This is a genomic window from Burkholderia sp. HI4860 (assembly GCF_002223045.2).
Taxonomy (GTDB): domain Bacteria; phylum Pseudomonadota; class Gammaproteobacteria; order Burkholderiales; family Burkholderiaceae; genus Burkholderia.
This window is the reverse complement of record NZ_NKFO02000003.1, coordinates 2923520-2946928: the sequence shown is the minus strand read 5'-3', so window position 1 is coordinate 2946928 and position 23409 is coordinate 2923520. Positions and strand designations below refer to the sequence as shown.

General features: G+C 63.8%; 25 protein-coding genes and 1 tRNA gene. 2 read left to right on the top strand and 24 right to left on the bottom strand.

Going from position 1 to position 23409, the window contains the following annotated elements; all coding sequences use genetic code 11:
* Window positions 1-137 precede the first annotated feature (137 nt).
* The gene (locus tag CFB34_RS29045; protein WP_069248459.1) at window positions 138-929 is read left to right on the top strand and encodes an enoyl-CoA hydratase; all 792 of its coding nucleotides are present in this window, start codon (window positions 138-140) and stop codon (window positions 927-929) included.
* Between the two features lie 244 nt (window positions 930-1173).
* Window positions 1174-1866: a glutathione binding-like protein gene (locus CFB34_RS29040; RefSeq protein WP_089440659.1), complete on the top strand. Its 693-nt coding sequence runs from the start codon at window positions 1174-1176 to the stop codon at window positions 1864-1866.
* A 47-nt stretch (window positions 1867-1913) separates the two neighbouring features.
* Here the strand turns inward: CFB34_RS29040 and CFB34_RS29035 are convergent, their stop codons facing one another.
* From CFB34_RS29035 to tpiA, 24 genes are all read right to left on the bottom strand, one after another.
* A complete protein-coding gene (locus tag CFB34_RS29035) occupies window positions 1914-2390 on the bottom strand; it encodes a MaoC family dehydratase (RefSeq protein ID WP_039370625.1) in 477 nt (158 codons plus the stop codon).
* Window positions 2387-2848, bottom strand: coding sequence for a MaoC family dehydratase (locus CFB34_RS29030; RefSeq protein WP_089440660.1), 462 nt, complete (start codon window positions 2846-2848; stop codon window positions 2387-2389). The genes CFB34_RS29035 and CFB34_RS29030 overlap by 4 nt, the downstream gene beginning before the upstream one ends.
* 37 nt (window positions 2849-2885) lie before the next feature.
* Window positions 2886-4019: an acyl-CoA dehydrogenase gene (locus CFB34_RS29025; protein ID WP_089440661.1), complete on the bottom strand. Its 1134-nt coding sequence runs from the start codon at window positions 4017-4019 to the stop codon at window positions 2886-2888.
* A 19-nt stretch (window positions 4020-4038) separates the two neighbouring features.
* Window positions 4039-5235 (bottom strand): acyl-CoA dehydrogenase family protein, encoded by a 1197-nt coding sequence (locus CFB34_RS29020; protein WP_089440662.1) that lies wholly within the window; start codon window positions 5233-5235, stop codon window positions 4039-4041.
* A 102-nt stretch (window positions 5236-5337) separates the two neighbouring features.
* Window positions 5338-5760, bottom strand: a complete 423-nt coding sequence (locus tag CFB34_RS29015; RefSeq protein ID WP_046544753.1) for a DUF1178 family protein — start codon at window positions 5758-5760, stop codon at window positions 5338-5340.
* A gap of 135 nt (window positions 5761-5895) precedes the next feature.
* Complete coding sequence (locus CFB34_RS29010) at window positions 5896-6486, bottom strand: NUDIX hydrolase (RefSeq protein WP_069248464.1); 591 nt, start codon at window positions 6484-6486, stop codon at window positions 5896-5898.
* Between the two features lie 40 nt (window positions 6487-6526).
* Window positions 6527-6823 carry a DUF2818 family protein gene (locus CFB34_RS29005; protein WP_046544751.1) on the bottom strand — a complete coding sequence of 99 codons (297 nt, stop codon included), beginning with the start codon at window positions 6821-6823 and terminating at the stop codon, window positions 6527-6529.
* Window positions 6823-8277, bottom strand: coding sequence for an NADH-quinone oxidoreductase subunit NuoN (gene nuoN / locus CFB34_RS29000; protein WP_039370611.1), 1455 nt, complete (start codon window positions 8275-8277; stop codon window positions 6823-6825). Before nuoN ends, CFB34_RS29005 begins: the two co-directional genes overlap by 1 nt.
* 39 nt (window positions 8278-8316) lie before the next feature.
* Entirely contained in the window at window positions 8317-9807 is a 1491-nt protein-coding gene (locus tag CFB34_RS28995; RefSeq protein ID WP_021162817.1) for an NADH-quinone oxidoreductase subunit M, read from the bottom strand.
* Between the two features lie 16 nt (window positions 9808-9823).
* A complete protein-coding gene (gene nuoL / locus CFB34_RS28990) occupies window positions 9824-11878 on the bottom strand; it encodes an NADH-quinone oxidoreductase subunit L (protein WP_039370608.1) in 2055 nt (684 codons plus the stop codon).
* A 17-nt stretch (window positions 11879-11895) separates the two neighbouring features.
* On the bottom strand, window positions 11896-12201 hold the full coding sequence (gene nuoK, locus CFB34_RS28985; RefSeq protein ID WP_006478272.1) for an NADH-quinone oxidoreductase subunit NuoK: 306 nt from the start codon (window positions 12199-12201) through the stop codon (window positions 11896-11898).
* 17 nt (window positions 12202-12218) lie between these two features.
* The gene (locus CFB34_RS28980) at window positions 12219-12869 is read right to left on the bottom strand and encodes an NADH-quinone oxidoreductase subunit J (protein ID WP_089425978.1); all 651 of its coding nucleotides are present in this window, start codon (window positions 12867-12869) and stop codon (window positions 12219-12221) included.
* 112 nt (window positions 12870-12981) lie between these two features.
* Window positions 12982-13470, bottom strand: coding sequence for an NADH-quinone oxidoreductase subunit NuoI (gene nuoI, locus CFB34_RS28975; protein ID WP_011352695.1), 489 nt, complete (start codon window positions 13468-13470; stop codon window positions 12982-12984).
* A 12-nt stretch (window positions 13471-13482) separates the two neighbouring features.
* Window positions 13483-14550 carry an NADH-quinone oxidoreductase subunit NuoH gene (nuoH, locus tag CFB34_RS28970; RefSeq protein ID WP_011352696.1) on the bottom strand — a complete coding sequence of 356 codons (1068 nt, stop codon included), beginning with the start codon at window positions 14548-14550 and terminating at the stop codon, window positions 13483-13485.
* A complete protein-coding gene (gene nuoG / locus CFB34_RS28965) occupies window positions 14551-16881 on the bottom strand; it encodes an NADH-quinone oxidoreductase subunit NuoG (RefSeq protein ID WP_089440664.1) in 2331 nt (776 codons plus the stop codon).
* 82 nt (window positions 16882-16963) lie between these two features.
* A complete protein-coding gene (nuoF, locus tag CFB34_RS28960; protein ID WP_006478267.1) occupies window positions 16964-18274 on the bottom strand; it encodes an NADH-quinone oxidoreductase subunit NuoF in 1311 nt (436 codons plus the stop codon).
* The gene (gene nuoE, locus CFB34_RS28955) at window positions 18271-18756 is read right to left on the bottom strand and encodes an NADH-quinone oxidoreductase subunit NuoE (protein WP_039370599.1); all 486 of its coding nucleotides are present in this window, start codon (window positions 18754-18756) and stop codon (window positions 18271-18273) included. Before nuoE ends, nuoF begins: the two co-directional genes overlap by 4 nt.
* Before the next feature lie 171 nt (window positions 18757-18927).
* A complete protein-coding gene (locus tag CFB34_RS28950) occupies window positions 18928-20181 on the bottom strand; it encodes an NADH-quinone oxidoreductase subunit D (protein WP_009694120.1) in 1254 nt (417 codons plus the stop codon).
* A gap of 9 nt (window positions 20182-20190) precedes the next feature.
* Window positions 20191-20793, bottom strand: coding sequence for an NADH-quinone oxidoreductase subunit C (locus tag CFB34_RS28945; RefSeq protein WP_006478264.1), 603 nt, complete (start codon window positions 20791-20793; stop codon window positions 20191-20193).
* Window positions 20794-20814: 21 nt separating this feature from the next.
* Window positions 20815-21294 carry an NADH-quinone oxidoreductase subunit B gene (locus CFB34_RS28940; protein ID WP_006398799.1) on the bottom strand — a complete coding sequence of 160 codons (480 nt, stop codon included), beginning with the start codon at window positions 21292-21294 and terminating at the stop codon, window positions 20815-20817.
* Between the two features lie 62 nt (window positions 21295-21356).
* Entirely contained in the window at window positions 21357-21716 is a 360-nt protein-coding gene (locus tag CFB34_RS28935) for an NADH-quinone oxidoreductase subunit A (protein ID WP_006398798.1), read from the bottom strand.
* 153 nt (window positions 21717-21869) lie between these two features.
* Window positions 21870-21954: transfer RNA gene (locus CFB34_RS28930), tRNA-Leu, on the bottom strand.
* A 112-nt stretch (window positions 21955-22066) separates the two neighbouring features.
* Window positions 22067-22444 (bottom strand): preprotein translocase subunit SecG, encoded by a 378-nt coding sequence (gene secG / locus CFB34_RS28925; protein ID WP_089440665.1) that lies wholly within the window; start codon window positions 22442-22444, stop codon window positions 22067-22069.
* 72 nt (window positions 22445-22516) lie between these two features.
* On the bottom strand, window positions 22517-23272 hold the full coding sequence (gene tpiA, locus CFB34_RS28920) for a triose-phosphate isomerase (RefSeq protein WP_034184885.1): 756 nt from the start codon (window positions 23270-23272) through the stop codon (window positions 22517-22519).
* Between the last annotated feature and the right edge of the window lie 137 nt (window positions 23273-23409).

Here is a 23409-nt window from a genome sequence, read left to right as displayed (position 1 = left end):
GAAAAGCACGTTCGTGCTAGTCTAAAGCAAGTTTTGCGTCCGTCACGACAACAATACATCCGCTACGACAGCGTCCGCATCAGCACGCGCTGGGTGTCCGCTGCCGCAGCCCCGCCATCCGATGGAGACACGCTCGCATGAGTGCTGAACTGCTGGCCTCGCGTCCGCCCGAGAGCGAATCGACGCTCGTCCTCACGCTATCCAACCCAGGCGCGCGCAATGCGCTGCATCCCGACATGTACGCGGCCGGCATCGAAGCGCTCGCCACCGCCGAACGGGATCCCGGGATTCGCGCGGTCGTGCTCACCGGCGCCGATCGCTTCTTCTGCGCGGGCGGCAATCTGAACCGGCTGCTCGACAACCGCTCGAAGGATCCGTCCTACCAGGCCGACAGCATCGATCAGCTCGCCGCCTGGGTCACGGCGATCCACGCTTCGACGAAGCCGGTGATCGCAGCAGTGGAAGGCGCCGCGGCCGGCGCGGGCTTCTCGCTCGCGCTCGCGTGCGACCTGATCGTCGCCGCGCACGATGCGAAGTTCGTGATGTCGTATGCGCGTGTCGGCCTGACGCCCGATGGAGGCGGTTCGTGGTTCATCGCCCGCGCGCTGCCGCGTGCGATCGCGGCCGAGATCCTGTTCGAAGGCAAGCCTGTTGCAGCCGAACGTCTGCATACGCTCGGCGTCGTCAACCGGCTCGCCGTGCCCGGCGCGGCTCTGACCGATGCCCTGGCATGGGCCGACGCGCTCGCCGGCATCTCGCCGAACGCACTCACGCGCATCAAGTCGCTGCTCGACGACGCGACGACGCAACCGCTCGACGCGCATCTCGCCACGGAGCGCGATCATTTCGTCGCATCGCTGCATCATGCGGACGGGCTCGAAGGCATCACCGCATTTCTCGAGAAACGCCCGCCCCGCTACAAGCGCTGAGCGGTCGCGCCCGCTTTCGAATTGACCTGTCGCCACCGCATCGACCCGATGCGGCACGGCGACGCGGCCATCTCGACGACTCGGGACGACACGCAATCGCCTCCGGCGCCACTTAGCGCAACACGCAAGCACACGCATCGGCACGCACGTTCCCGTCGCCAGCAGCCCGCATCGATCCATGCTCTAATGACCGCCTGTCGCGGCGCTGCCTGCGCCGTTTCCGCATGCAACACAGGAGTTCACGATGATCGACGTCTATAGCTGGGCGACCCCGAACGGCCACAAGGTGCACATCATGCTCGAGGAAACGGGCCTCGCCTATCGTGCCCTTCCGGTCGATATCGGTGCGGGCGACCAGTTCAAGCCGGCATTCCTGAAGATCAGCCCGAACAACAAGATCCCCGCGATCGTCGATCCGGACGGCCCCGGCGGCCAGCCGATCTCGGTGTTCGAATCGGGTGCGATCCTGATCTACCTCGCGGAGAAGACCGGCAAGTTCCTGCCAACCGATCCGGCCGCACGCTACGCGACGCTCGAATGGCTGATGTTCCAGATGGGCGGCGTCGGCCCGATGCTCGGGCAGGCGCACCACTTCCGCCTGTATGCGCCGGAGAAGATCGAGTATGCGGTCAACCGCTACACGAACGAGGCAAAACGCCTGTACAACGTGATGGACAAGCGCCTCGGCGAATCCGAATATCTCGCAGGCGACGCGTACACGATCGCGGACATTGCGACGTTCCCGTGGACGCGCTCGTGGCAGAACCAGGGCATCGTGCTCGACGAATTGCCGAACGTGAAACGTTGGCACGACGCGATCGCCGCGCGACCGGCCGTGCAACGCGGTGTCGAAGTGCTCGCGTCGATGCGCAAGGCGCTGCAGGACGACAAGGCACGCGAGGTGCTGTTCGGTGCGACGCAATACGCGAAGCACTGACACGCATGTGACGGGCGGAGCGGCATCCGTGCATGCCGCTCCCCGCTTCAGAAGTAATGCAGCGTGATGAATTCCGCCGCGCAGACGGGCAGCGGCACATCGGGACGCTCGACCTGCATCGTCACCGACCACGTCACCTGCACACCGTCCCGCGCGGCCTCGGCGGTTTCCTTTACCGCAAACAGCGCACGCACACGCGCACCGACCGGCACCGGCTTCAGGAACCGCACGCGGTTCAGCCCGTAGTTCACCCCCATCTTCTGCTCGAAACGCATCGCATCGGCCATCAACGCCGGAATCAGCGACAGCGTCAGGAACCCGTGCGCGATCGGGCCGCCGAATGGCGACTCGCGCCGCGCGCGTTCGGGATCGACGTGAATCCATTGATGATCGCCGGTCGCATCGGCAAAGCCATCGACACGACGCTGGTCGATCGCGATCCAGCCGCTCGCGAGCGGCTCCGCGCCGACTCGCGCCTGCAGCGCCTGCGCCGACGCGATCAGCGGCAAGGTCACATCGGTCATGCCTGCGTACCTCCCGGATGGCGCAGCCCGAAGATCACCTTGGTATGCACGGTGATCACAGTCTCGCCGGCGCCGTTCACGCCGACCCATTCCGTCGACACGATGCCGCGATCGGGCTTGCTCTCCGATACGCGTTTGTCGTGAACCTTCTGGTACATCGTGATCGTGTCGCCGGCGCGCACCGGCTTGAGCCAGCGGATCGAATCGATGCCCGGCGAGCCCATGCTCGTCGAGTCCGACCCGAGCTTCTTGATGAGCAGGCTCATGAACACCGAACACGTATGCCATCCGCTCGCGACGAGCCCGCCGAAATGCGATGCTTTTCCGGCTTCTTCGTCGAGGTGGAACGGCTGCGGGTCATAGCGTTGTGCGAACGCCTTGATGTCGTCCGCTTCGAACGTGTAACGGCCCACTTCGGTGGTACTGCCGACCACCAGGTCTTCATAACTGATGCCCACTCGGTGTCTCCTTGTCTGGTGCGCTCGCGTGTCGCCGTTATGCTGCGTCCGTCTGCGCGAAATCGGGCAGCGCCGTGATGCGGGCAAGATGATGATCGGTGTCGCCGAGCGTCGTCTCGATGATCGTCAGCCGCTTGAACAAATGCGCGGCGGCGACCTCGTTGGTCACGCCCATGCCGCCGTGCAGCTGGACGGCCTGCTGGCCGACGAAGCGCGCGGCGGCGCCGACACGCGCTTTCGCGGCCGACACGGCCTTGCGCCGCGCATCGGCATCGCCGCTCGCGTAGCGTACGGCTGCCAGGTAGGTCAGCGAACGCGCCTGTTCGGCATGGATCAGCATGTCGACCATCCGGTGCTGCAGCGCCTGGAAGCGCGCGATCGGCACGCCGAACTGTTCGCGCGTCTTCGTGTATTCGACCGTCGCGCGATTCAGTTCGTCGAGCACGCCGACCGCTTCCGCGCACAGCAGGAACGTCGCGTAATCGGCAACCTGCTCGAGGGCCGCAGCGTCGCGCGCTCCACCCGTCAGCAGTCGCGCCGGCGTTTCATTGAACCCGATCGTCGCGGCACGCTGGCCGTCGATCGTCCGGTAGTCGACCACCTTCGCGTTCGCGGCATCCCGTTCGACGACGAAGAGGCCGATGCCGCCACCATCGACGCGTGCGGGCACGATCCACGCATCCGCCTGTGCGCCATGCTGAACGACCGACTTCGTGCCGGTCAGCCGGTACGTGCCGCCCTGCTCGCGCGCATGCGTGTCGAGTTCGAACAGGTCGTAGCGCGCATGCGGTTCGTGGAACGCGACTGCCACGCGCTTTTGCCCCTGCGCGACGGCTTCCAGCAGCGCCGCATCCTCACCCGCGCCGGAACCGGCAATGCGCAAGGCCTCGACGCCCACCGCCGTTGCCCAGTACGGCTCGATCACGAGCGCACGGCCGAGTTCCTGCATCACGACCAGCATGTCGACCGGGCCGCCGCCGAAGCCACCCTGCGCGTCCGGCACGGGCAGCGCGGTCAACCCCAGTTCGGCGAACGCGCTCCATTGCGTGTCCGACACGCCAGCATCGCTGCGCACGATTGCCTGACGTGCTTCGAAGCCGTATTGCTCGCCGAGATAACGGCGCAGCGCGTCGGCAAACTGCTGCTGCTCATCGGTAAAGCTGAAATCCATGGTTGTCTCCGTTCCCTGATCACAGCCCCAGAATCATCTGCGCGATGATGTTCTTCTGGATCTCGTTCGAGCCGCCGTAGATCGACGTCTTCCGATAATTGAAGTAGTACGCGGCAAGGGGTGCCGCATCGTCGTCGCCCGCGATGCTGTGCTCGCGCTGGCCGTCGAGGAACGGTACGTCGAACGGTGCGGCGAGCGGGCCGATCGCGTCGACCATCAACTCGGTGAGCGCCTGCTGCACTTCCGTGCCCTTGATCTTCAGCATCGACGCCTCGGGGCCGGGCCCCTTGCCGCTCGTCTCGCGGCTGACGACGCGCAGCACCGTCACCTCCAGCGCCATCAGCTCGACCTCGAGCGCCGCGACCTTCGCGGCGAACACGGGATCGGCGAGCAACGGCTTGCCGTTCTTGCGCTGCTTCGAGGCCACACGCTTCAGGAACGCGAGCTCGCGCTTCGACCCGCCGACGCGCGCGATGCCCGTGCGCTCATGGCCAAGCAGGTATTTCGCGTAGGTCCAGCCGCGGTTCTCGTCGCCGACGAGATTCTCGACCGGCACCTTCACGTCCTCGAAGAACACCTCGTTGACCTCGTGGTCCTCGTCGAGCATGACGATCGGGCGCACCGTGATGCCGGGCGTCTTCATGTCGATCAGCAGGAACGAGATGCCCTCCTGTTTCTTCGCGGCCGGATCGGTGCGCACGAGGCAGAACATCATGTCGGCGTACTGGCCGAGCGTCGTCCAGGTCTTCTGGCCATTGACGACGTAGTGGTCGCCCTGGCGCTCCGCGCGCGTGCGCAACGATGCGAGGTCGGATCCCGAACCCGGCTCCGAATAGCCCTGGCACCACCAGTCGGTGCCATCGAGAATGCGCGGCAGATAATGACGTTTCTGCGCTTCGCTGCCGTATTTCATCAGCACCGGCGCGACCATCGATACGCCAAACGGCAGCACGGTCGGCGCACCGATCCGCGCGCACTCCTCTTCCCAGATGTGTCGTTGCGTCGCGTTCCAGCCCGGGCCGCCATATTCGACCGGCCACGCGGGCGCAGACCAGCCTCGCTTACCGAGAATCCGGTGCCAGCTCGCGAAATCCTCGCGATCGAGTCGTTTGTGATCGAGTACTTTGGCGCGCAGTGCGTGAGGCAGGTTGGCCTCGAGCCAGGCGCGGACGTCGACGCGGAACGCGTCGTCCGAGGGGGAATAATCCAGATCCATGCGCAGTGTCTCCTGTCGACCGGAGTTAGCGCTTCAGCGGTTAGTCCGGTCCCATGCAAGGCTGTCCGCAGCCGTCCGGCCCGGCAAGGACTCACTGCAATGTCATTGCAGCGGTTCTTTGAGCGCGGCAGGAATCGGCAGCGGCATCACGTCGATGCCTTCTTCGGCCAAGGATTGCGCATCTTCAGGCGTCGTGACGCCACGAATGCTGCGTGCCGGCGCCTCGTTGTAATGGATGCGCCGCGCTTCCTCAGCGAAGCGCTCGCCCACATTCTCGGTTTTCTCCAGCACCTCGCGCAGCGCACGCATTACCTGCGCCTGCAGTGCACGCGAATCGACCGGCTGGGCCTGCGTCGCGCCCGACAGGTTCAGGCGCGGCGCCGACGGCAGACGGTTGACCTCGGTCGTTCCGCACACCGGACATTCGACCAGCTTGCGGGACAACTGCGCTTCGAATTCATCGGCGGAAGCGAACCAGCCTTCGAACCGATGACCGTGCGGGCACTGTAAATCGAGGACCTTCATGCTGAATCAGGGCGTGTGGCGAGTGTAGCGCAAAAAGCGGTTTTGTGAACGGTCGTGCTAAATATCGATCGCGCGCCGCGATGGCGCGCGTCACCGGATTGTAACGCGGCGCCCCACCCATTGCTGACGCCGCGCTCAGGGCGTCAGGACCGGCCCGAGCGGCCACGTGCCGGACAGCACCTTGTCGAGCCACATCGTGCCGATGATCGTCTTGACGTCGGAGATCTGGCCCGTGCGCACCCATTCCTGCAGGTCGGCCTGCGTCGCAGTGAAGGTCTCGAGGAATTCGCCTTCATCGAGCTTGCGCTCGCCGGCCGTCAGCCCGCGCGCCAGGTACAGGTCGATGAATTCGGTCGAATAGGAAATGATCGGGTGAATCCGGGCCAGGAACACGTACTCGCGTGCGGTGTAGCCGGTTTCTTCACGCAGTTCGCGCACCGCGCATGCGAGCGCGCCTTCGTTCGGATCGAGCTTGCCGGCCGGGAATTCGGCCATCACCTTGCCGATCGGGTAGCGATACTGGCTTTCCATCAGCACGCGGCCGTCGTCGAACAGCGGGATCACCATCACCGCGCCCGGATGCTGGACGTATTCGCGCGTGGCCTTCTTGCCATCCGGCAGACGGACGGTATCGCGCTTGAGCTTGAGGAACGCGCCGTCGAAGATCGCCTCGCTTTCGAGGCAGGTTTCGGTCAGTGCGGCGTCGTGATTGGGTAGTTCGGCCATCGGCGGCTCCAAAATTGAGCGCGACGGACGGCCGGAGCCGTCAGCGTCGTTTGACGAGATACTGGAACGTGAAGCCGGGAAACGCGAACACGACGAAAAGACTGAACGTGATCGCGTAGAACTGCCAGCCCTGTTCGAAGCGGTTGCCGGCGCGCGACTCGAGCCAGAAGCCGAGCGCGCCAACGATGAAGTACAGCACGATCAGCTCGCCGATCCGCACCCACCCGCTCTTCTTCGCCGTGCCGAACGGCACGACGGCGAAGAGGCGTTGGTTCAGGAACGGCAGGTTGGCGCAGACGAGCGCCAACAGCACGATAAACCAGCCGGCTGCCGACATTACAGCGGCAGCGTGTGACGAATTGCCTGCAGGCAGGCCGTCAGCAGCGGGCTCGGGATCAGGCCGAGCGCGACGACCGCGAGGCCGTTCAGCACGAGGATCGTGCGCTTGCAGAAATCGCCCGAAATCGGCGTCGTATCCTGCGGTGCATCGAAGTACATCAGCTTCACGATGCGCAAGTAGTAGAACGCGCCGAACAGCGACGTGATCACGGCCAGCACGGCCAGCCACGTGAGGCCTGCGTTGACGGTCGCCTCGAGCACGGCGAGCTTCGCGTAGAAGCCGACGGTCGGCGGAATACCGGCCAGCGAGAACATCATGACCATCATCACGAACGCGAACACCGGGCTGCGCTTGTTGAGGCCCTTGAAGTCGTCGATCGTTTCGGCTTCGAAATCGCGGCGTGCGAGCAGCATCACCACGCCGAACGAGCCGAGCGTCGTGATCAGGTAGACGATCGCGTAGAACATCGCCGAGCTGTATGCGTTCGCCGGTGCCGTCGCGTCGCCCTTCACGATACCCGCGAGCAGGCCGAGCAGCACGAAGCCCATGTTCGAGATCGCCGAGTACGCAAGCATCCGCTTGATGTTGCGCTGGACGATACCCGTGATGTTGCCGACGATCAGCGACAGTGCGGCCAGGATCACGAGCGCGGTCTGCCAGTTCTGTGCGAGCGGCAGCAGGCCCATCACCAGGAAGCGCAGGCCCCACGCGAACGCGGCAACCTTCGGGCCGCCGCCGACGAACAGCGTCATCGCGGTCGGTGCACCCTGGTAGACGTCCGGCACCCACATGTGGAACGGCACGGCGCCGAGCTTGAACGCGATACCGGCGACGATGAAGACCACGCCGAACATCAGCACGGCTGCGTCGGTGTTGCCGCCGACCGCCTTGTACACCTCGCCCAGCTCGAGCGAGCCGGTCGCACCGTACAGCATCGAGATGCCGTACAGCACGAAGCCCGATGCGAGCGCGCCCAGCACGTAGTACTTCATCGCGGCTTCGCTCGACTGCGCGGCATCGCGGCGCAGCGCGATGACGGCGTACAGCGACAGCGACATCAGTTCGAGACCGAGGTACAGCGTCAGGAAGTTGTTGCCCGACACCATGACCAGCTGACCGAGCAGCGAGAACATGCCGAGCAGGAACACGTCACCGCGGAACATGTCGCGATCTTCGAGGTACTTGCGCGAATAGACGAGCGAGACCGCGAAACCGAACGACACGACAGCCTTCATCATGCTCGCGAACGAGTCGACGACGACCATCTTCGAGAAGAAGTAGTACTGCTGCGGGTCGAGTGCCTGCACCGCGAACCACACGCCGGCGACGACCGACGAGACGACCGCGATCAGATAAGTCAGGCGGCGGCCGGAGGCGCCGGTAAAGGTGTCGTTCAGCCATGCGACGACGATGGCGGCCAGCACCAGCGCGTCAGGCAACAGAACATTCATAGGGGCGTTTTGCATGATCTTGAGTTCCTCCGCTCGCGATTACTGGGCCAGCGGCAGCTTCGACTGCGCGACGTGGGAGAGGAGGTTTTCCACGGAAACGTGCATCACGTCGGTGAAAGGCTTCGGATACAGGCCCATCAGCAGCGTGAACGCGGCAAGCACGGCCAGCATCAGGAATTCGCGACGGCCGATGTCCTTCAACTTGGCAACGTGATCGTTCGCCACCGCGCCGAAGTACACGCGCTTGTACATCCACAGCGTGTAGGCAGCACCGAGGATCAGCGTGAATGCCGCGCCGAATGCGATCCAGAAGTTGTACTGGACGGCCGCGAGAATCACCATGAACTCGCCGACGAAACCCGACGTGCCCGGCAGGCCGCAGTTGGCCATCGAGAACAGCATCGCGAAGGCCGCGAACTTCGGCATCACGTTGACGACGCCACCGTAATCGGCGATCTGGCGCGAGTGCACGCGGTCGTACAGCACGCCGATGCAGAGGAACATCGCGCCCGACACGAAGCCGTGCGAGATCATCTGGATGATCGCGCCTTCGACGCCGAGCTGGTTGAAGATGAAGAAGCCGAGCGTGACGAAGCCCATGTGCGCGATCGACGAATACGCGACCAGCTTCTTCATGTCGGCCTGCACCATCGCGACGAGGCCGATGTAGATCACCGCGATCAGCGACAGCGTGATCACGACGGGTGCCAGGAAGTGGCTCGCGTCAGGCGTGATCGGCAGCGAGAAGCGCAGGAAACCGTATGCGCCGAGCTTCAGCATGATCGCAGCCAGCACGACCGAGCCGCCCGTCGGCGCTTCCACGTGCGCGTCCGGCAGCCAGGTGTGCACCGGCCACATCGGCACCTTCACCGCAAACGCGAGGAAGAACGCAATGAACAACAGTATCTGCGGCGTCATCGCGATCTTGGCGTTCTGCCACGTCGCGAGGTCGAACGAATGCGTTTCCGTGTACAGGTAGATCAGCGCGACCAGCATCAGCAGCGAGCCGGCCAGCGTGTACAGGAAGAACTTGAATGCCGCATACACGCGGTTCGGGCCACCCCACACGCCGATGATGATGTACATCGGGATCAGGGTCGCTTCGAAGAACACGTAGAACAGCAGGCCGTCGGCTGCCGAGAAGACGCCGATCATGATCCCGGACAGGATCAGGAACGCCGCGAGGTACTGCGCGACGTTCTCGGTGATCACTTCCCATGCGGCGATCACGACGATCACCGTGATCAGCGCGGTCAGCACGACGAACCACATCGAGATACCGTCGACGCCGAGGTGATACGCGATGTCGAAGCGCTCGATCCAGGTCGACTTCTCGACGAACTGCAGCGCAGCCGTGCTCGAGTCGAAGCCCGTGATCAGCGGGATCGTGACCGCCAGGCCGAGCAGCGAACCGATCAGCGCGATCCAGCGGGCCGTCCCCGGATTTTTGTCGTTACCCACCGCAAGCACGAGGAGGCCGAAAACGATCGGCAGCCAGATCGCGGTACTGAGAATCGGAAAAGCGTGCATTAAGTTGTCCCCCGCCTTATTTGCCGCCGAGCGTTACAAACAGGGTCAGGAGCCCCAGCATGCCGATGATCATGGCGAACGCGTAGTGATAGATGTAACCGGATTGGAGGAAGCGGATCACGCCGGCGAACCAGCCGATGAACCGGGCGCTGCCGTTGACGAGGCCGTCGATCACCACGACGTCACCCTCCTTCCACAGGCCGCGGCCGATCGCCACCGAACCACGGGCGAACACCACTTCGTTGATCTTGTCCATGTAGTACTTGTTGTCCAGCAGCGTGTAGATCGGGCCGAACGCGCGGCGGATCGACGCCGGCAGTTCCGGACGCTTCAGGTACAGGAACCACGCGACAACGACACCGGCGAGCGCGAGCCAGACCGGCAGGCCCGACACCGAGTGCAGGCCCATGCCCACCCAGCCATGGAACTCCTCGGCCATCTCGGCCAGGGCCGGATGGTTTTCGCCGATGAAGATCACCTTGTCGAATGCAACGCCGTGCTGGAAGAAGTCGCCGAACAGCATCGGGCTGATCGCGATCGCGCCGATGATGACCGACGGGATCGCCAGCAGGACCAGCGGCACCCATACGACCCACGGGGTCTCGTGCGGTTCGTGCGCGTGGTCGTCATGACCGTGGCCATGACCGTGGTCGTCGTGGCCGTGCGCAGCCGCCATGCCCATCGGCGATTCGGGATGCTTCGGCTTGCGGAAGCGCTCTTCGCCGTGGAACACCAGGAAGTACATGCGGAACGAGTACAGCGCCGTGACGAACACGCTCGCGACAACCGCGAAGTACGCGAAGCCCGAACCCGGCAGGTGCGACAGCTTCACCGCGTCGATGATCGAGTCCTTCGAGTAGAAGCCCGAGAAGAACGGCGTGCCGATCAGCGCGAGCGAACCGACGAGCGACGTGATCCACGTGATCGGCATGTACTTGCGCAGGCCACCCATGTTGCGCATGTCCTGGTCGTGGTGCATGCCCATGATGACCGAGCCTGCGCCGAGGAACAGCAGCGCCTTGAAGAACGCGTGCGTCATCAGGTGGAACACGGCGACCGGGTAAGCGGACACACCGAGCGCGACGGTCATGTAGCCGAGTTGCGACAGCGTCGAGTACGCGACCACGCGCTTGATGTCGTTCTGGACGATGCCGAGGAAGCCCATGAAGAGCGCCGTGATCGCGCCGATCACCGTGATGAACGACAGCGCGGTATCCGACAGCTCGAACAGCGGCGACATGCGCGACACCATGAAGATGCCGGCGGTCACCATCGTCGCCGCGTGAATCAGCGCGGAGATCGGGGTCGGGCCTTCCATCGAGTCCGGCAGCCACACGTGCAGCGGGAACTGTGCCGACTTGCCCATCGCGCCGATGAACAGGCAGATACAGGCGACGGTCAGCAGGCCCCAGTCGGTGCCCGGGAAGTGCAGGCTCGCGAGTTCCGCGCGCTTCGCGAACACTTCGCCGTAGTTCATCGAGCCGGCGAATGCGAGCAGCAGGCCGATGCCGAGCAGGAAGCCGAAGTCGCCCACGCGGTTCACGAGGAACGCCTTCATGTTCGCGTAGATCGCGCTCTCACGCGTGAAGTAGAAGCCGATCAGCAGGTACGACACCAGACCCACCGCTTCCCAGCCGAAGAACAGCTGCAGGAAGTTGTTGCTCATCACGAGCATCAGCATCGAGAACGTGAACAGCGAGATGTACGAGAAGAAGCGCTGGTAGCCGTCTTCTTCCGCCATGTAGCCGATCGTGTACACGTGCACCATCAGCGAGACGAAGGTCACGACGACCATCATCATCGCGGTCAGCGAATCGACGAGGAAGCCGACTTCGAGCTTCAGCGAGCCGACGTTCATCCATTCGTAGACGGTCGCGTTGAAGCTTGCGCCGCCCATCACGTCGAAGAAGACTTTCGCCGACAGGAGGAACGCGATCATTACGCCGAGGATCGTGATCCGGTGTGCGCCCTTGCGCCCGACTGCGTTCCCGAACAGCCCCGCAATCAGCGAGCCGGCCAGCGGAGCGAGCGGAATCGCCAGCAGCAGGTTTTCATTGAGTGTCGTTGACATAACAGCGTTGCCTGAAATTAACCTTTGAGCTGATCGAGATCCTCGACATTGATCGTGTCGAGCTTACGGAACAGGGTCACCAGAATCGCAAGACCGATCGCGGCTTCCGCTGCGGCGACGGTCAGCACGAAGAACACGAAGATCTGGCCGTGCACGTCGCCGAGGTAATGCGAAAACGCGACGAAGTTGGTGTTCACCGCCAGCAGCATCAGTTCGATCGACATCAGGATGATGATGACGTTGCGGCGGTTCAGGAAGATCCCGACGATCGCGATCGCAAAGAGGATCGCGCCGAGCACGAGGTAATGAGCAAGAGTCAGCATGTTTTCTTTTCCTCCGCTTAGCCGTTGGTGCCCGAACCGGCTTCGCTCTGCGCCGTTTCCGGCTGCGGCTTTTCCGCGTCCATCTTCACGAGGCGCACGCGATCGTTGCGGCGCACCTTGACCTGATCCGACACGCGCTGGCGCTTGCTGTCCTTGCCCTTGCGCTCGGTCAACCCGATCGCGGCAATGATCGCGACCAGCAGCACGAGGCCGGCGATTTCAAACGCGAAGATGTAGTCGGTGTAGATCACCTTGCCGATCAGGCGCGTGTTCGACCAGTTGGCCATCTCGCCCGTCGCCATCGCATGCACCGTCTGCGTGTCGCCGTAGCCGCGCCACAGGATCAGCGCGGTTTCGATCACGATGATCGCGCCGACCACGGTCGCCATCGGGACGAAGCGCTTGAAGTCGCGGCGCAGGTAGTCGATGTTGATGTCCAGCATCATCACGACGAACAGGAACAGCACCATCACCGCGCCCACGTAGACCAGCACCAGCAGGATCGCGAGGAACTCCGCTTCCAGCAGCATCCAGATCGCGGCGGCGTTGAAGAACGCCAGCACAAGGAAAAGCGCAGACGCCACCGGGTTGCGCGAAGTGATCACCTTCAGCCCTGATACCACCAGGAGCAGCGCGAAGATGTAGAACAGTACGGTCGTGAATTCCATGATTACCGGTTCATCGTTAGGCCATAGTCAGGCGCGGCTTGCGGGACGCTCTCGCGTGCCGCACCCGTCGCGGCGGCTCGGCCCTGGCTTCGGGCCGGCACTGCAAACACAATCAACGATACGGCGCGTCGGCAGCCTTCGCCGCGGCGATGTCCTTCTCGTAGCGATCGCCCACCGCGAGCAGCATTTCCTTCGTGAAATACAGGTCGCCGCGCTTTTCGCCGTGGTACTCGAGAATCTGCGTCTCGACGATCGAATCGACCGGGCAGCTCTCTTCGCAGAAACCGCAGAAGATGCACTTCGTCAGGTCGATGTCGTAGCGCGTCGTGCGGCGCGTGTTGTCCGCGCGCGTTTCCGATTCGATCGTGATCGCCATCGCGGGGCACACGGCCTCGCACAGCTTGCACGCGATGCAGCGCTCTTCGCCGTTTTCGTAGCGGCGCAGTGCGTGCAGCCCGCGGAAACGCGGCGAAATCGGTGTCTTTTCTTCCGGGAACTGCACGGTGACCTTGCGCTTGAACGTGTAACGGCCGGTCAGCGCGAGCCCCTGCAGCAGCTCGGTCAGGAAGAAGGTCTTAAAGAAGTGTTGGATTGCGCTCATGATTTCGTCCGATTACTTCACCCAGATGTTGAGCGGCGACATCATCCAGAAGCCGACCACGACCACCCAGACCACCGTGACGGGCAGGAACACCTTCCAGCCCAAGCGCATGATCTGGTCGTAACGGAAACGCGGGAACGTCGCGCGAACCCAGATGAACACCGACAGCAGCGCGAATATCTTCAGCACAAGCCAGAAGATGCCCGGAATGAACGACAGGAATTCGAACGGTGCATCCCAGCCGCCGAGGAACAGCGTCGCGGTCAGCGCCGAGATCACGATCATGTTGATGTACTCGGCGAGGAAGAACAGCGCGAACGCCATGCCCGAGTAATCGATCATGTGACCGGCAACGATTTCCGACTCCCCTTCCACCACGTCGAACGGGTGGCGGTTCGTTTCGGCGATGCCCGAGATGAAGTACACGACGAACGCCGGCAGCAGCGGCAGCCAGTTCCACGACAGGAAGTTCACGCCGTGGCCCGCGAAGAAGCCGTGCTGCTGCGAACCGACGATTTCCGACAGGTTCAGGCTGCCGGCCGTCATCAGCACCAGCACCAGCGCGAAACCCATCGAGATTTCGTACGACACCATCTGTGCCGCGGCGCGCATCGCACCGAGGAACGCGTACTTCGAGTTCGATGCCCAGCCGGCGAGGATCACCGCGTACACGCCGATCGACGAGATCGCCATCGCGTACAGCAGGCCCGCGTTCACGTTCGCGAGGACCGCTTCGGCCTGGAACGGGATCACGGCCCACACGGCGAACGCCGGCACGACGGTCATCACCGGTGCGATCAGGTACAGCCAGCGGCTGGCGGCGCTCGGCTGAATGACTTCCTTCAGCAGCAGCTTCAGCACGTCGGCGATCGGCTGCAGCAAGCCGCCGGGGCCGACGCGGTTCGGGCCGAGACGCACGTGCATCCAGCCGATCAGCTTGCGTTCCCACAGAATCAGGTACGCGACGCACAGCAGGATGACGACGGAGACGACGAGGATGCGCACGATTGCCCACACCGTCGGCCATGCGAAGCCGAGAAGCTGGGACCCGCCCGCGTTGATCGTATCGAACAAGCTCATTTACGCCTTCTCCACCACCAGTTCACCGGACAGGCTGCCGAGCGCTGCGCCGGCAGGCGTCGCCGCCGACACGCGAACGACGGTCTCCGCAAGATTCGCGTCGCGCACGGCCGGCAACTGCACCGCACGCTCGCCCTGGCGCACGCGCACTGCGTCGCCTTCCTTCAAGCCAAGCTTGTCGAACAGCGCAGCCGGCAGCGCCGCGGCATTCGCCGCCTTCGCGGCGGCCGTCAGGTGCAGCGCACCTGCGCGGCGCACGAGTGCGTCGGCGTGATAGATCGGCACATCGGCCAGGCGCTCGAAACCGCCGTTCGCGGCATTCGCCGCGCCGCGCACCGGCGCGACCGACGTCTGGTTCGACAGGCGGCTCGCGACGCCGGCGTCGCCGAGCGCGGCGAGACGCACTTCTTCCGCGGTCTCGTATTCGAAGTTCGGCAGGCCGAGCAGGCTGCCGAGCACGCGCAGCACCTTCCAGCCCGGGCGCGTGTCGCCGAGCGGGCGCACGACGCCATTGAAGCTCTGCACGGTGCCTTCGGCATTCACATACGTACCGGCGGTTTCCGTGAACGGCGCAACCGGCAGCAGCACGTCGGCGTAGTCGAGGCCATGCTTGAACGGCGACATCACGACGACCATTTCCGCCTGATTCAGTGCGGCCAGCGCCTGCGCCGGATCGGCGGTGTCGAATTCCGGTTCGACGTTCAGCAGCACGTAGCCCTTGCGCGGCTGCGCGAACGCTTCGCGTGCGTTCAGGCCGCCTTCGCCCGGCAGTGCGCCGACGACGTGCGCGCCGACCGTGTTCGCCGCTTCCGTCAGGAAGCCGAACGTGGCGCCGGTGTTGTCGGCGATCCACTTGGCAACGGCGTGCAGCTTCGCGAATTCCGGATGGCGGACCGCGACGTTGCCGAGCAGCACCGCGCGGCGTTCGCCATTCGCGAGCGACTGGGCGACAGCCTGCGCGGCCGGCGATGCCGTGACGCCCGCGAGCGTGTCGGGCAGTGCGACGCCGCGCAGTTGCGCGACGGCCGCGGCGATACCGGCCAGCTGGTCGAGCCATGCCGACGGTGCGGCAACGATGCGTTGCGCGGTCGGGATCAGTGCGTCGTCACCGGTCGCGTGCAGGAAGTGCAGCTTCGCGCCGTTCTTCGCGGCTTGACGCAGGCGGGCGGCGAACAGCGGGTGGTCGCGGCGCAGGAACGAACCGACGACGAACGCGGCGTCCACGTTCGACAGGTCGGCGATCGGCATGCCGAGCCACGGTGCGCCCTGGACCGGCGCCGAGAAATCCTGCTGACGCAGACGGAAGTCGACGTTCGGCGTCTTCAGTTCGTTGGCGAGCTGCTTCACGAGGAACAGCTCTTCGGCCGTGCTGTGCGCGCTCGCGAGCATCGCCAGCGCGTTCGCGCCGTGATCCGCGGCGATGCCCTTCAGGCCCTTGGCGACGTATTCGAGCGCGGTCTGCCAGTCGGTCTCGATCCACTGGCCGCCCTGCTTCAGCATCGGCTTCGTCAGGCGCTCTTCGCTGTTGAGGCCTTCGTACGAGAAGCGATCCTTGTCCGAGATCCAGCATTCGTTGATGGCTTCGTTCTCGAACGGCAGCACGCGCATCACGCGGTTGTTCTTCACCTGCACGACGAGGTTCGCGCCGACGGAATCGTGCGGGCTCACCGACTTGCGGCGCGACAGCTCCCACGTACGGGCGCTGTAGCGGAACGGCTTGCTGGTCAGCGCGCCGACCGGGCACAGGTCGATCATGTTGCCCGACATTTCGGAATCGACCGTCTTGCCGACGAACGTCGTGATTTCCGAGTGCTCGCCGCGGCCCAGCATGCCGAACTCCATCACGCCGGCGATTTCCTGGCCGAAGCGGACGCAGCGCGTGCAGTGGATGCAGCGCGACATCTCTTCCATCGAGATCAGCGGGCCCACGTTCTTGTGGAACACCACGCGCTTCTCTTCCGCGTAACGCGACGACGACTTGCCGTAACCGACCGCCAGATCCTGCAGCTGGCATTCGCCGCCCTGATCGCAGATCGGGCAGTCGAGCGGGTGGTTGATGAGGAGGAATTCCATCACCGACTGCTGCGCCTTCACGGCCTTGTCGGATTGCGTATGGACGATCATGCCGGCCGACACGGGGGTCGCGCAGGCAGGCACGGCCTTCGGCATCTTCTCGACTTCGACGAGACACATCCGGCAGTTGGCCGCAACCGACAGTTTCTTGTGATAGCAGAAGTGAGGAATGTACGTATCCGCCTTGTGCGCAGCCTGGATCACCATGCTGCCTTCGGGCACCTCGACCTTCTTGCCGTCTATTTCAAGTTCAACCATGATGGTGAATGGTCCTTAACCTATTTCCGCCCGTTCGCGCCTTCGCCCGACCGTGCGCTCAAATTCCGCAACCGGGTTCGCTTCAGGCCGCCGCCGCGTGCGCGTGGCCGCCGACCATGCAGTGCTTGTGCTCGACGTGGTACGCGAATTCGTCCCAGTAGTGCTTGAGCATCCCGCGTACCGGCATCGCCGCCGCATCGCCGAGTGCACAGATCGTGCGTCCCATGATGTTCTCGGCAACCGAGTTCAGCAGGTCCAGATCTTCCTGGCGGCCTTCGCCGTGCTCGATACGGTTCACGACGCGATACAGCCAGCCGGTGCCTTCACGGCACGGCGTGCACTGGCCGCACGATTCCTCGTAGTAGAAGTACGACAGGCGCAGCAGCGAACGCACCATGCAGCGCGTCTCGTCCATCACGATCACCGCGCCGGAACCGAGCATCGAGCCCGCCTTCGCGATCGAATCGTAGTCGAGATCCGTCTGCATCATGATGTCGCCCGGGATCACCGGCGCCGACGAACCGCCCGGAATCACGGCCTTGATCTTCTTGCCGCCGCGCATCCCGCCGGCGAGCTCCATCAGCGTCGCGAACGGCGTGCCGAGCGGCACTTCGTAGTTGCCCGGACGCTCGACGTCGCCCGACACCGAGAAAATCTTCGTGCCGCCGTTGTTCGGCTTGCCGATCTCGAGGTAATTCTGCGGCCCGATGGACAGCAGGAACGGCACCGCGGCAAACGTCTCGGTGTTGTTGATCGTGGTGGGCTTGCCGTACACGCCGAAGCTCGCCGGGAACGGCGGCTTGAAGCGCGGCTGGCCCTTCTTGCCTTCGAGCGACTCGAGCAGTGCCGTTTCCTCGCCGCAGATGTACGCGCCGTAACCGTGGTGCGCGTGCAGCTGGAACGAGAATTCCGAGCCCATGATGTTGTCGCCGAGGAACCCCGCGGCGCGCGCTTCATCGAGCGCGGCTTCGAAGCGTCGATACACTTCGAAGATTTCGCCGTGGATGTAGTTGTAGCCGACGGTGATGCCCATCGCGTACGCGCCGATGGCCATGCCTTCGATCAGCGCGTGCGGGTTCCAGCGCAGGATGTCGCGATCCTTGAACGTGCCCGGCTCGCCTTCGTCCGAGTTGCAGACGAGGTACTTCTGCCCCGGAAACTGGCGCGGCATGAAGCTCCACTTCAGGCCGGTCGGGAAGCCCGCACCGCCACGGCCGCGCAGGCCCGACGCCTTGACGTCGGCGATCACCTGCTCGGGCGGAATCTTTTCTTCGAGAATGCGGCGCAGCTGCTTGTAGCCGCCGCGCGCAACGTAATCTTCGAGATGCCAGTTCTCGCCGTTCAGACCAGCGAGGATCAGCGGTTTGATGTGACGGTCGTGGAGGGACGTCATTTCGAGAGCTCCTCAAGCAGCTGGTCGATCTTCTCGCGGCTCATGAAGCTGCACATTCTGTGATTGTTCACCAGCAGCACCGGCGCATCGCCGCACGAGCCCATGCATTCGCCTTCCTTCAGCGTGAACTTGCCGTCGGGCGTGGTCTCGCCGAAGCCGATGCCGAGCTTCTGTTTCAGGTAGTCGGCGGTCGCTTCCGCGCCACCGTCCGGGCCGAGCTGGCACGGCAGGTTCGTGCAGAGCGTGATCTTGTGCTTGCCGACCGGTTTGAGCTCGTACATCGTGTAGAACGTCGCGACTTCCTGCACGGCAACGGCCGGCATGCCGAGATAGTCCGCGACGAACTGCATCAGTTCGGGCGACAGCCAGCCGTGCTCTTCCTGAGCAACGGCCAACGCCGACATCACGGCGGACTGTTTCTGATCGGCGGGATACTTCGTCAACGCTCGATCGATTTCCTTCAGGCCTTCAGCTGAGATCATTTTCAGACACGACTCTTTCAATTCCTACCGAACGAACAACCTGCCGCACACTGGGGTGCATGGACGGCAGACCTGGCGCTCACTGTTGACAGCTTGCGAAGCCGCGCCGGTTCAGCGCGCATCGCGTGTGACTTGCTGCTCGCCGCCCGCTCGCGCGGGCGGCGCTAACCATTAGCGATCGATTTCGCCGAACACGATGTCCTGCGTACCGATGATCGTGACGGCGTCGGCGATCATGTGACCGCGCGCCATTTCGTCGAGCGACGCCAAGTGCGCGAAACCCGGTGCGCGAATCTTGAGGCGATACGGCTTGTTCGCACCATCCGACACGAGGTAGATGCCGAACTCACCCTTCGGATGCTCGACCGCCGCGTACGCTTCGCCTTCCGGCACATGGAAACCTTCGGTGAAGAGCTTGAAGTGGTGAATCAAGTCTTCCATGTTGGTCTTCATGCCGACGCGCGACGGCGGGGCAACCTTGTGATTGTCCGTCATCACCGGGCCCGGATTCTTGCGGAGCCACTCAATACACTGTTTCGCGATGCGGATCGACTGGCGCATTTCTTCGACGCGCACCAGATAGCGGTCGTAGCAATCGCCGTTCACGCCGACCGGCACGTCGAAATCGAGGCGATCGTACACTTCGTACGGCTGCTTCTTGCGCAGATCCCAGGCGATGCCCGAGCCGCGCAGCATCGGGCCCGTCAGGCCCATCTGCAGCGCACGTTCCGGGCTGACCACGCCGATCCCGACCAGACGCTGTTTCCAGATCCGGTTGTCGGTGAGCAGCGTTTCGTATTCGTCGACGCACTTCGGGAAGCGCGTGAAGAAGTCGTCGATGAAGTCGAGCACCGAGCCGCTGCGCGCTTCGTTCATCTTCGCGAGCGCCTTCTCGTTGCGAATCTTCGACGCCTTGTATTGCGGCATTGCGTCAGGCAGATCGCGATAGACGCCACCCGGACGGTAGTACGCCGCGTGCATCCGGGCACCGGACACCGCTTCGTACACGTCCATCAGGTCTTCACGCTCACGGAACGCGTACAGGAACACGGCCATCGCGCCGACGTCGAGCGCGTGCGCGCCGATCCACATCAGGTGGTTGAGCACGCGCGTGATTTCGTCGAACAGCACGCGGATGTACTGCGCGCGCTCCGGCACGTCGATGCCGAGCAGCTTTTCGATCGCGAGCACGTAGCCGTGCTCGTTGACCATCATCGACACATAGTCGAGACGGTCCATGTACGGCACGGACTGGATGAACGTTTTGGATTCCGCGAGCTTTTCCGTCGCGCGGTGCAGCAGGCCGATGTGCGGATCGGCACGCTGGATGACTTCGCCGTCGAGCTCGAGCACGAGGCGCAGCACGCCGTGTGCTGCCGGGTGCTGCGGGCCGAAGTTGAGCGTGTAGTTCTTGATTTCTGCCATGACGCCCCCTTAATGTTTCAGACCGCCATAGCGATCCTCGCGGATCACGCGCGGCGTGATTTCGCGCGGCTCGATCGTCACCGGCTGGTACACGACCCGCTTCTCTTCCGGGTCGTAACGCATTTCGACATAGCCCGACACCGGGAAGTCCTTGCGGAACGGGTGGCCGATGAAGCCGTAGTCGGTGAGGATGCGGCGCAGGTCGGGGTGGCCTTCGAACACGATGCCGTACAGGTCGAACGCTTCGCGCTCGTACCAGTTCGCGGAGGTCCAGATGTCGACCAGCGATGCCACGATCGGCAGGTCGTCGTCCGGTGCGAATGCACGCAGGCGCAGGCGCCAGTTGTTCGTGACCGACAGCAGGTGCGACACGGCCGCGAAACGCGGGCCGTCGTAGGCGCCGTCGCCGAAGGTCTGGTAGTCGACGCCGCACAGGTCGATCAGTTGCTCGAAACGGAGCTTCGGATCGTCGCGCAGCGTCTTTGCGACTTCGAGGTAATCGCTCGCCTTCACGACGAGCGTCAGTTCACCGATCGCTTCGGTGAGGCTCACCACGCGCGCGCCGAGCGCGGCTTCGAGGTTTGCCTTGAGGGTCTCGATTTTGCTTGCCATATTGAGGGGACGCTCGGGGCTTTATTGACGGGCGATGGTATTGGTGCGGCGGATCTTCGCCTGAAGCTGGATCACGCCGTAGACCAGCGCCTCGGCCGTGGGCGGACAGCCCGGCACGTAGACGTCGACCGGCACGATCCGGTCGCAGCCGCGGACCACCGAGTACGAGTAGTGGTAGTAGCCACCGCCGTTCGCGCACGATCCCATCGAGATCACCCAGCGCGGCTCGGCCATCTGGTCGTACACGCGGCGCAGCGCGGGCGCCATCTTGTTGCAGAGCGTGCCGGCGACGATCATCACGTCCGACTGGCGCGGGCTCGGGCGAAACACGACGCCGAACCGGTCCAGGTCGTAACGGGCCGCGCCCGCATGCATCATTTCGACGGCGCAACACGCGAGCCCGAACGTCATCGGCCACAGCGAGCCGGTACGCGTCCAGTTGATCAGCTTGTCAGCCGTCGTGGTGACAAACCCTTCCTTCAAGACCCCTTCGATACTCATTTGCTTTCCACTCCAGACGAGCGACCGAGCGTGGCCGCCCATGCAAACCGGCGATTAACCCATCACTCCCAGTCGAGGCCGCCTTTCTTCCAGATATAGGCAAAGCCCAGCAGGAATTCGAGCAGAAAAATCATCATTGCGATGAAACCCGGCCAGCCGATATCCCGGAGCGCGACGCCCCACGGAAACAGGAATGCGGTTTCGAGATCGAAGATGATGAACAGGATGGCGACGAGGTAGTACCGGACGTCGAATTTCATCCGGGCGTCTTCAAAGGCTTCGAAGCCGCACTCGTACGGTGCGTTCTTCTCGACGTCCGGCTTGTTGGGACCAAGGAGCTTGCCGATGCTGACCAGCGCTATACCTAAACCAGTGCCCACGAGGAGGAACAACAAGACGGGGTAATAGGCTGCGAGGTTCAAGGCAATCCTCTATCGGTTGGTTCTGAGCGTCCGGAGAATACCACTTCCGGCGGAAGGAATCATTTCGGAGTGCAGGCGATCGCAAGACAACCGCAAGCACACCCCAGAAATGAAAAATGCCAGCCACTAGAAGCGGCTGGCATTGAGTAACTTTGGTGCCGACGGCGAGACTCGAACTCGCACAGCTTTCGCCACTACCCCCTCAAGATAGCGTGTCTACCAATTTCACCACGTCGGCACTGCATGCAACCGGGGTTGTAACTACTTGTTTCCCGCGAATCGCTTCAAGAATTAAATTCTAACCCGACTTCGAGATTTGTTCAACGCACAACCGCAAAAAATTTAACTTTTTATTTCGGGACGTCCTGGCCCGGCGCGCTTGCGACCGAGCCTGCGGCAGCGGATGCCGCGACGGCCGGCGCCGATGCTGCAGGCGCCGAGGCCGGTGCGGTCGCGACCCCACCCAGCACGCCCGCCGACGGCGTCGACTTGTACGAACCGAGGTACGTCAGCGCGAGCGTCGCGACGAAGAAGATCGTCGCGAGAATGCCCGTCGTACGCGACAGGAAGTTCGCGGAGCCCGTTGCACCAAACAGGCTGCCCGACGCGCCGCTGCCGAACGCAGCGCCCATGTCGGCACCCTTGCCGTGCTGCAACAGCACGAGACCAATCACACCCAGTGCAGACAGCACCTGCACCACAATAATCAGCGTCTTGAATAACAGCATCACACCCACCCGAATGGATCGGGCGACCGGACCAACCGGCCGCCGTCATGGTTCAATTCGATCTCGGACCGCTCAGCGCGCGGCCCGGCAGATCGCCAGGAAATCTTCCGCCTTCAGCGACGCGCCGCCGATCAGGCCACCGTCGATGTCCGGCTGCGCAAACAGCTCTTCCGCGTTGTCCGGCTTCACGCTGCCGCCGTACAGCACGGACACGTCCGCCGCACCCTTTGCCGCGAGACGCGCACGCAGGAACGCGTGCACGTCCTGCGCCTGCGCCGACGTCGCGCTCTTGCCCGTGCCGATCGCCCAGACCGGCTCGTACGCGACGACGATGCGCGCGGCCTCGTCGGCCGTCAGCACGGCCAGCACTGCGTCGAGCTGCGCACCGACCACCTGCTCGGTTGCGCCGGACTCACGCTCGTCGAGCGTCTCGCCGACGCACACGACAGGCGTGAGCCCCGCCGCGAGCGCGCGCTGCGTCTTCGCCGCGACCGTCTCGTTGCGTTCGCCGTGATACGCGCGGCGCTCCGAGTGACCGACGATCGCATAGCGTGCGCCGAACTCCGCGACCATCGCAGCCGCCACTTCACCGGTGAACGCGCCCTGCTCGTGCGCCGACACGTCCTGCGCACCCCAGGCGACACGGCCGCCGTCGAGTTGCGCCTGAACCTGCGCGAGATACGGGAACGGCACGCACACGCCGACCGACGTTTCGGCCGCCACCGCGCCCGCGCCCTGCACCACTTCGTTCAGCAACGCCTGGTTGCCGGCCAGCCGGCCGTGCATCTTCCAGTTGCCGATCACACGCTTAGTTCTTTGTTTCGACATCGTGTCTGTCTCGTCACCGCTTGGTCATTAACGCGCCGGAAACCGGCCGTCGGGTTTGATCTGGCGAAGCAAACCGGCGATTTTACTGCGCGCGCCTTGAACCGGTCAAACCGCGCATGTCAAGCCCGGCCACGTGG

Coding starts and splice junctions, on each gene's coding strand:
- CFB34_RS29045 (WP_069248459.1), top strand. CDS start 138: ATGAGTGCTGAACTGCTGGCCTCGCGTCCGCCCGAGAGCGAATCGACG.
- CFB34_RS29040 (WP_089440659.1), top strand. CDS start 1,174: ATGATCGACGTCTATAGCTGGGCGACCCCGAACGGCCACAAGGTGCAC.
- CFB34_RS29035 (WP_039370625.1), bottom strand. CDS start 2,390: ATGACCGATGTGACCTTGCCGCTGATCGCGTCGGCGCAGGCGCTGCAG.
- CFB34_RS29025 (WP_089440661.1), bottom strand. CDS start 4,019: ATGGATTTCAGCTTTACCGATGAGCAGCAGCAGTTTGCCGACGCGCTG.
- CFB34_RS29020 (WP_089440662.1), bottom strand. CDS start 5,235: ATGGATCTGGATTATTCCCCCTCGGACGACGCGTTCCGCGTCGACGTC.
- CFB34_RS29015 (WP_046544753.1), bottom strand. CDS start 5,760: ATGAAGGTCCTCGATTTACAGTGCCCGCACGGTCATCGGTTCGAAGGC.
- CFB34_RS29010 (WP_069248464.1), bottom strand. CDS start 6,486: ATGGCCGAACTACCCAATCACGACGCCGCACTGACCGAAACCTGCCTC.
- CFB34_RS29005 (WP_046544751.1), bottom strand. CDS start 6,823: ATGTCGGCAGCCGGCTGGTTTATCGTGCTGTTGGCGCTCGTCTGCGCC.
- nuoN (WP_039370611.1), bottom strand. CDS start 8,277: ATGAATGTTCTGTTGCCTGACGCGCTGGTGCTGGCCGCCATCGTCGTC.
- CFB34_RS28995 (WP_021162817.1), bottom strand. CDS start 9,807: ATGCACGCTTTTCCGATTCTCAGTACCGCGATCTGGCTGCCGATCGTT.
- nuoL (WP_039370608.1), bottom strand. CDS start 11,878: ATGTCAACGACACTCAATGAAAACCTGCTGCTGGCGATTCCGCTCGCT.
- nuoK (WP_006478272.1), bottom strand. CDS start 12,201: ATGCTGACTCTTGCTCATTACCTCGTGCTCGGCGCGATCCTCTTTGCG.
- CFB34_RS28980 (WP_089425978.1), bottom strand. CDS start 12,869: ATGGAATTCACGACCGTACTGTTCTACATCTTCGCGCTGCTCCTGGTG.
- nuoI (WP_011352695.1), bottom strand. CDS start 13,470: ATGAGCGCAATCCAACACTTCTTTAAGACCTTCTTCCTGACCGAGCTG.
- nuoH (WP_011352696.1), bottom strand. CDS start 14,550: ATGAGCTTGTTCGATACGATCAACGCGGGCGGGTCCCAGCTTCTCGGC.
- nuoG (WP_089440664.1), bottom strand. CDS start 16,881: ATGGTTGAACTTGAAATAGACGGCAAGAAGGTCGAGGTGCCCGAAGGC.
- nuoF (WP_006478267.1), bottom strand. CDS start 18,274: ATGACGTCCCTCCACGACCGTCACATCAAACCGCTGATCCTCGCTGGT.
- nuoE (WP_039370599.1), bottom strand. CDS start 18,756: ATGATCTCAGCTGAAGGCCTGAAGGAAATCGATCGAGCGTTGACGAAG.
- CFB34_RS28950 (WP_009694120.1), bottom strand. CDS start 20,181: ATGGCAGAAATCAAGAACTACACGCTCAACTTCGGCCCGCAGCACCCG.
- CFB34_RS28945 (WP_006478264.1), bottom strand. CDS start 20,793: ATGGCAAGCAAAATCGAGACCCTCAAGGCAAACCTCGAAGCCGCGCTC.
- CFB34_RS28940 (WP_006398799.1), bottom strand. CDS start 21,294: ATGAGTATCGAAGGGGTCTTGAAGGAAGGGTTTGTCACCACGACGGCT.
- secG (WP_089440665.1), bottom strand. CDS start 22,444: ATGCTGTTATTCAAGACGCTGATTATTGTGGTGCAGGTGCTGTCTGCA.
- tpiA (WP_034184885.1), bottom strand. CDS start 23,272: ATGTCGAAACAAAGAACTAAGCGTGTGATCGGCAACTGGAAGATGCAC.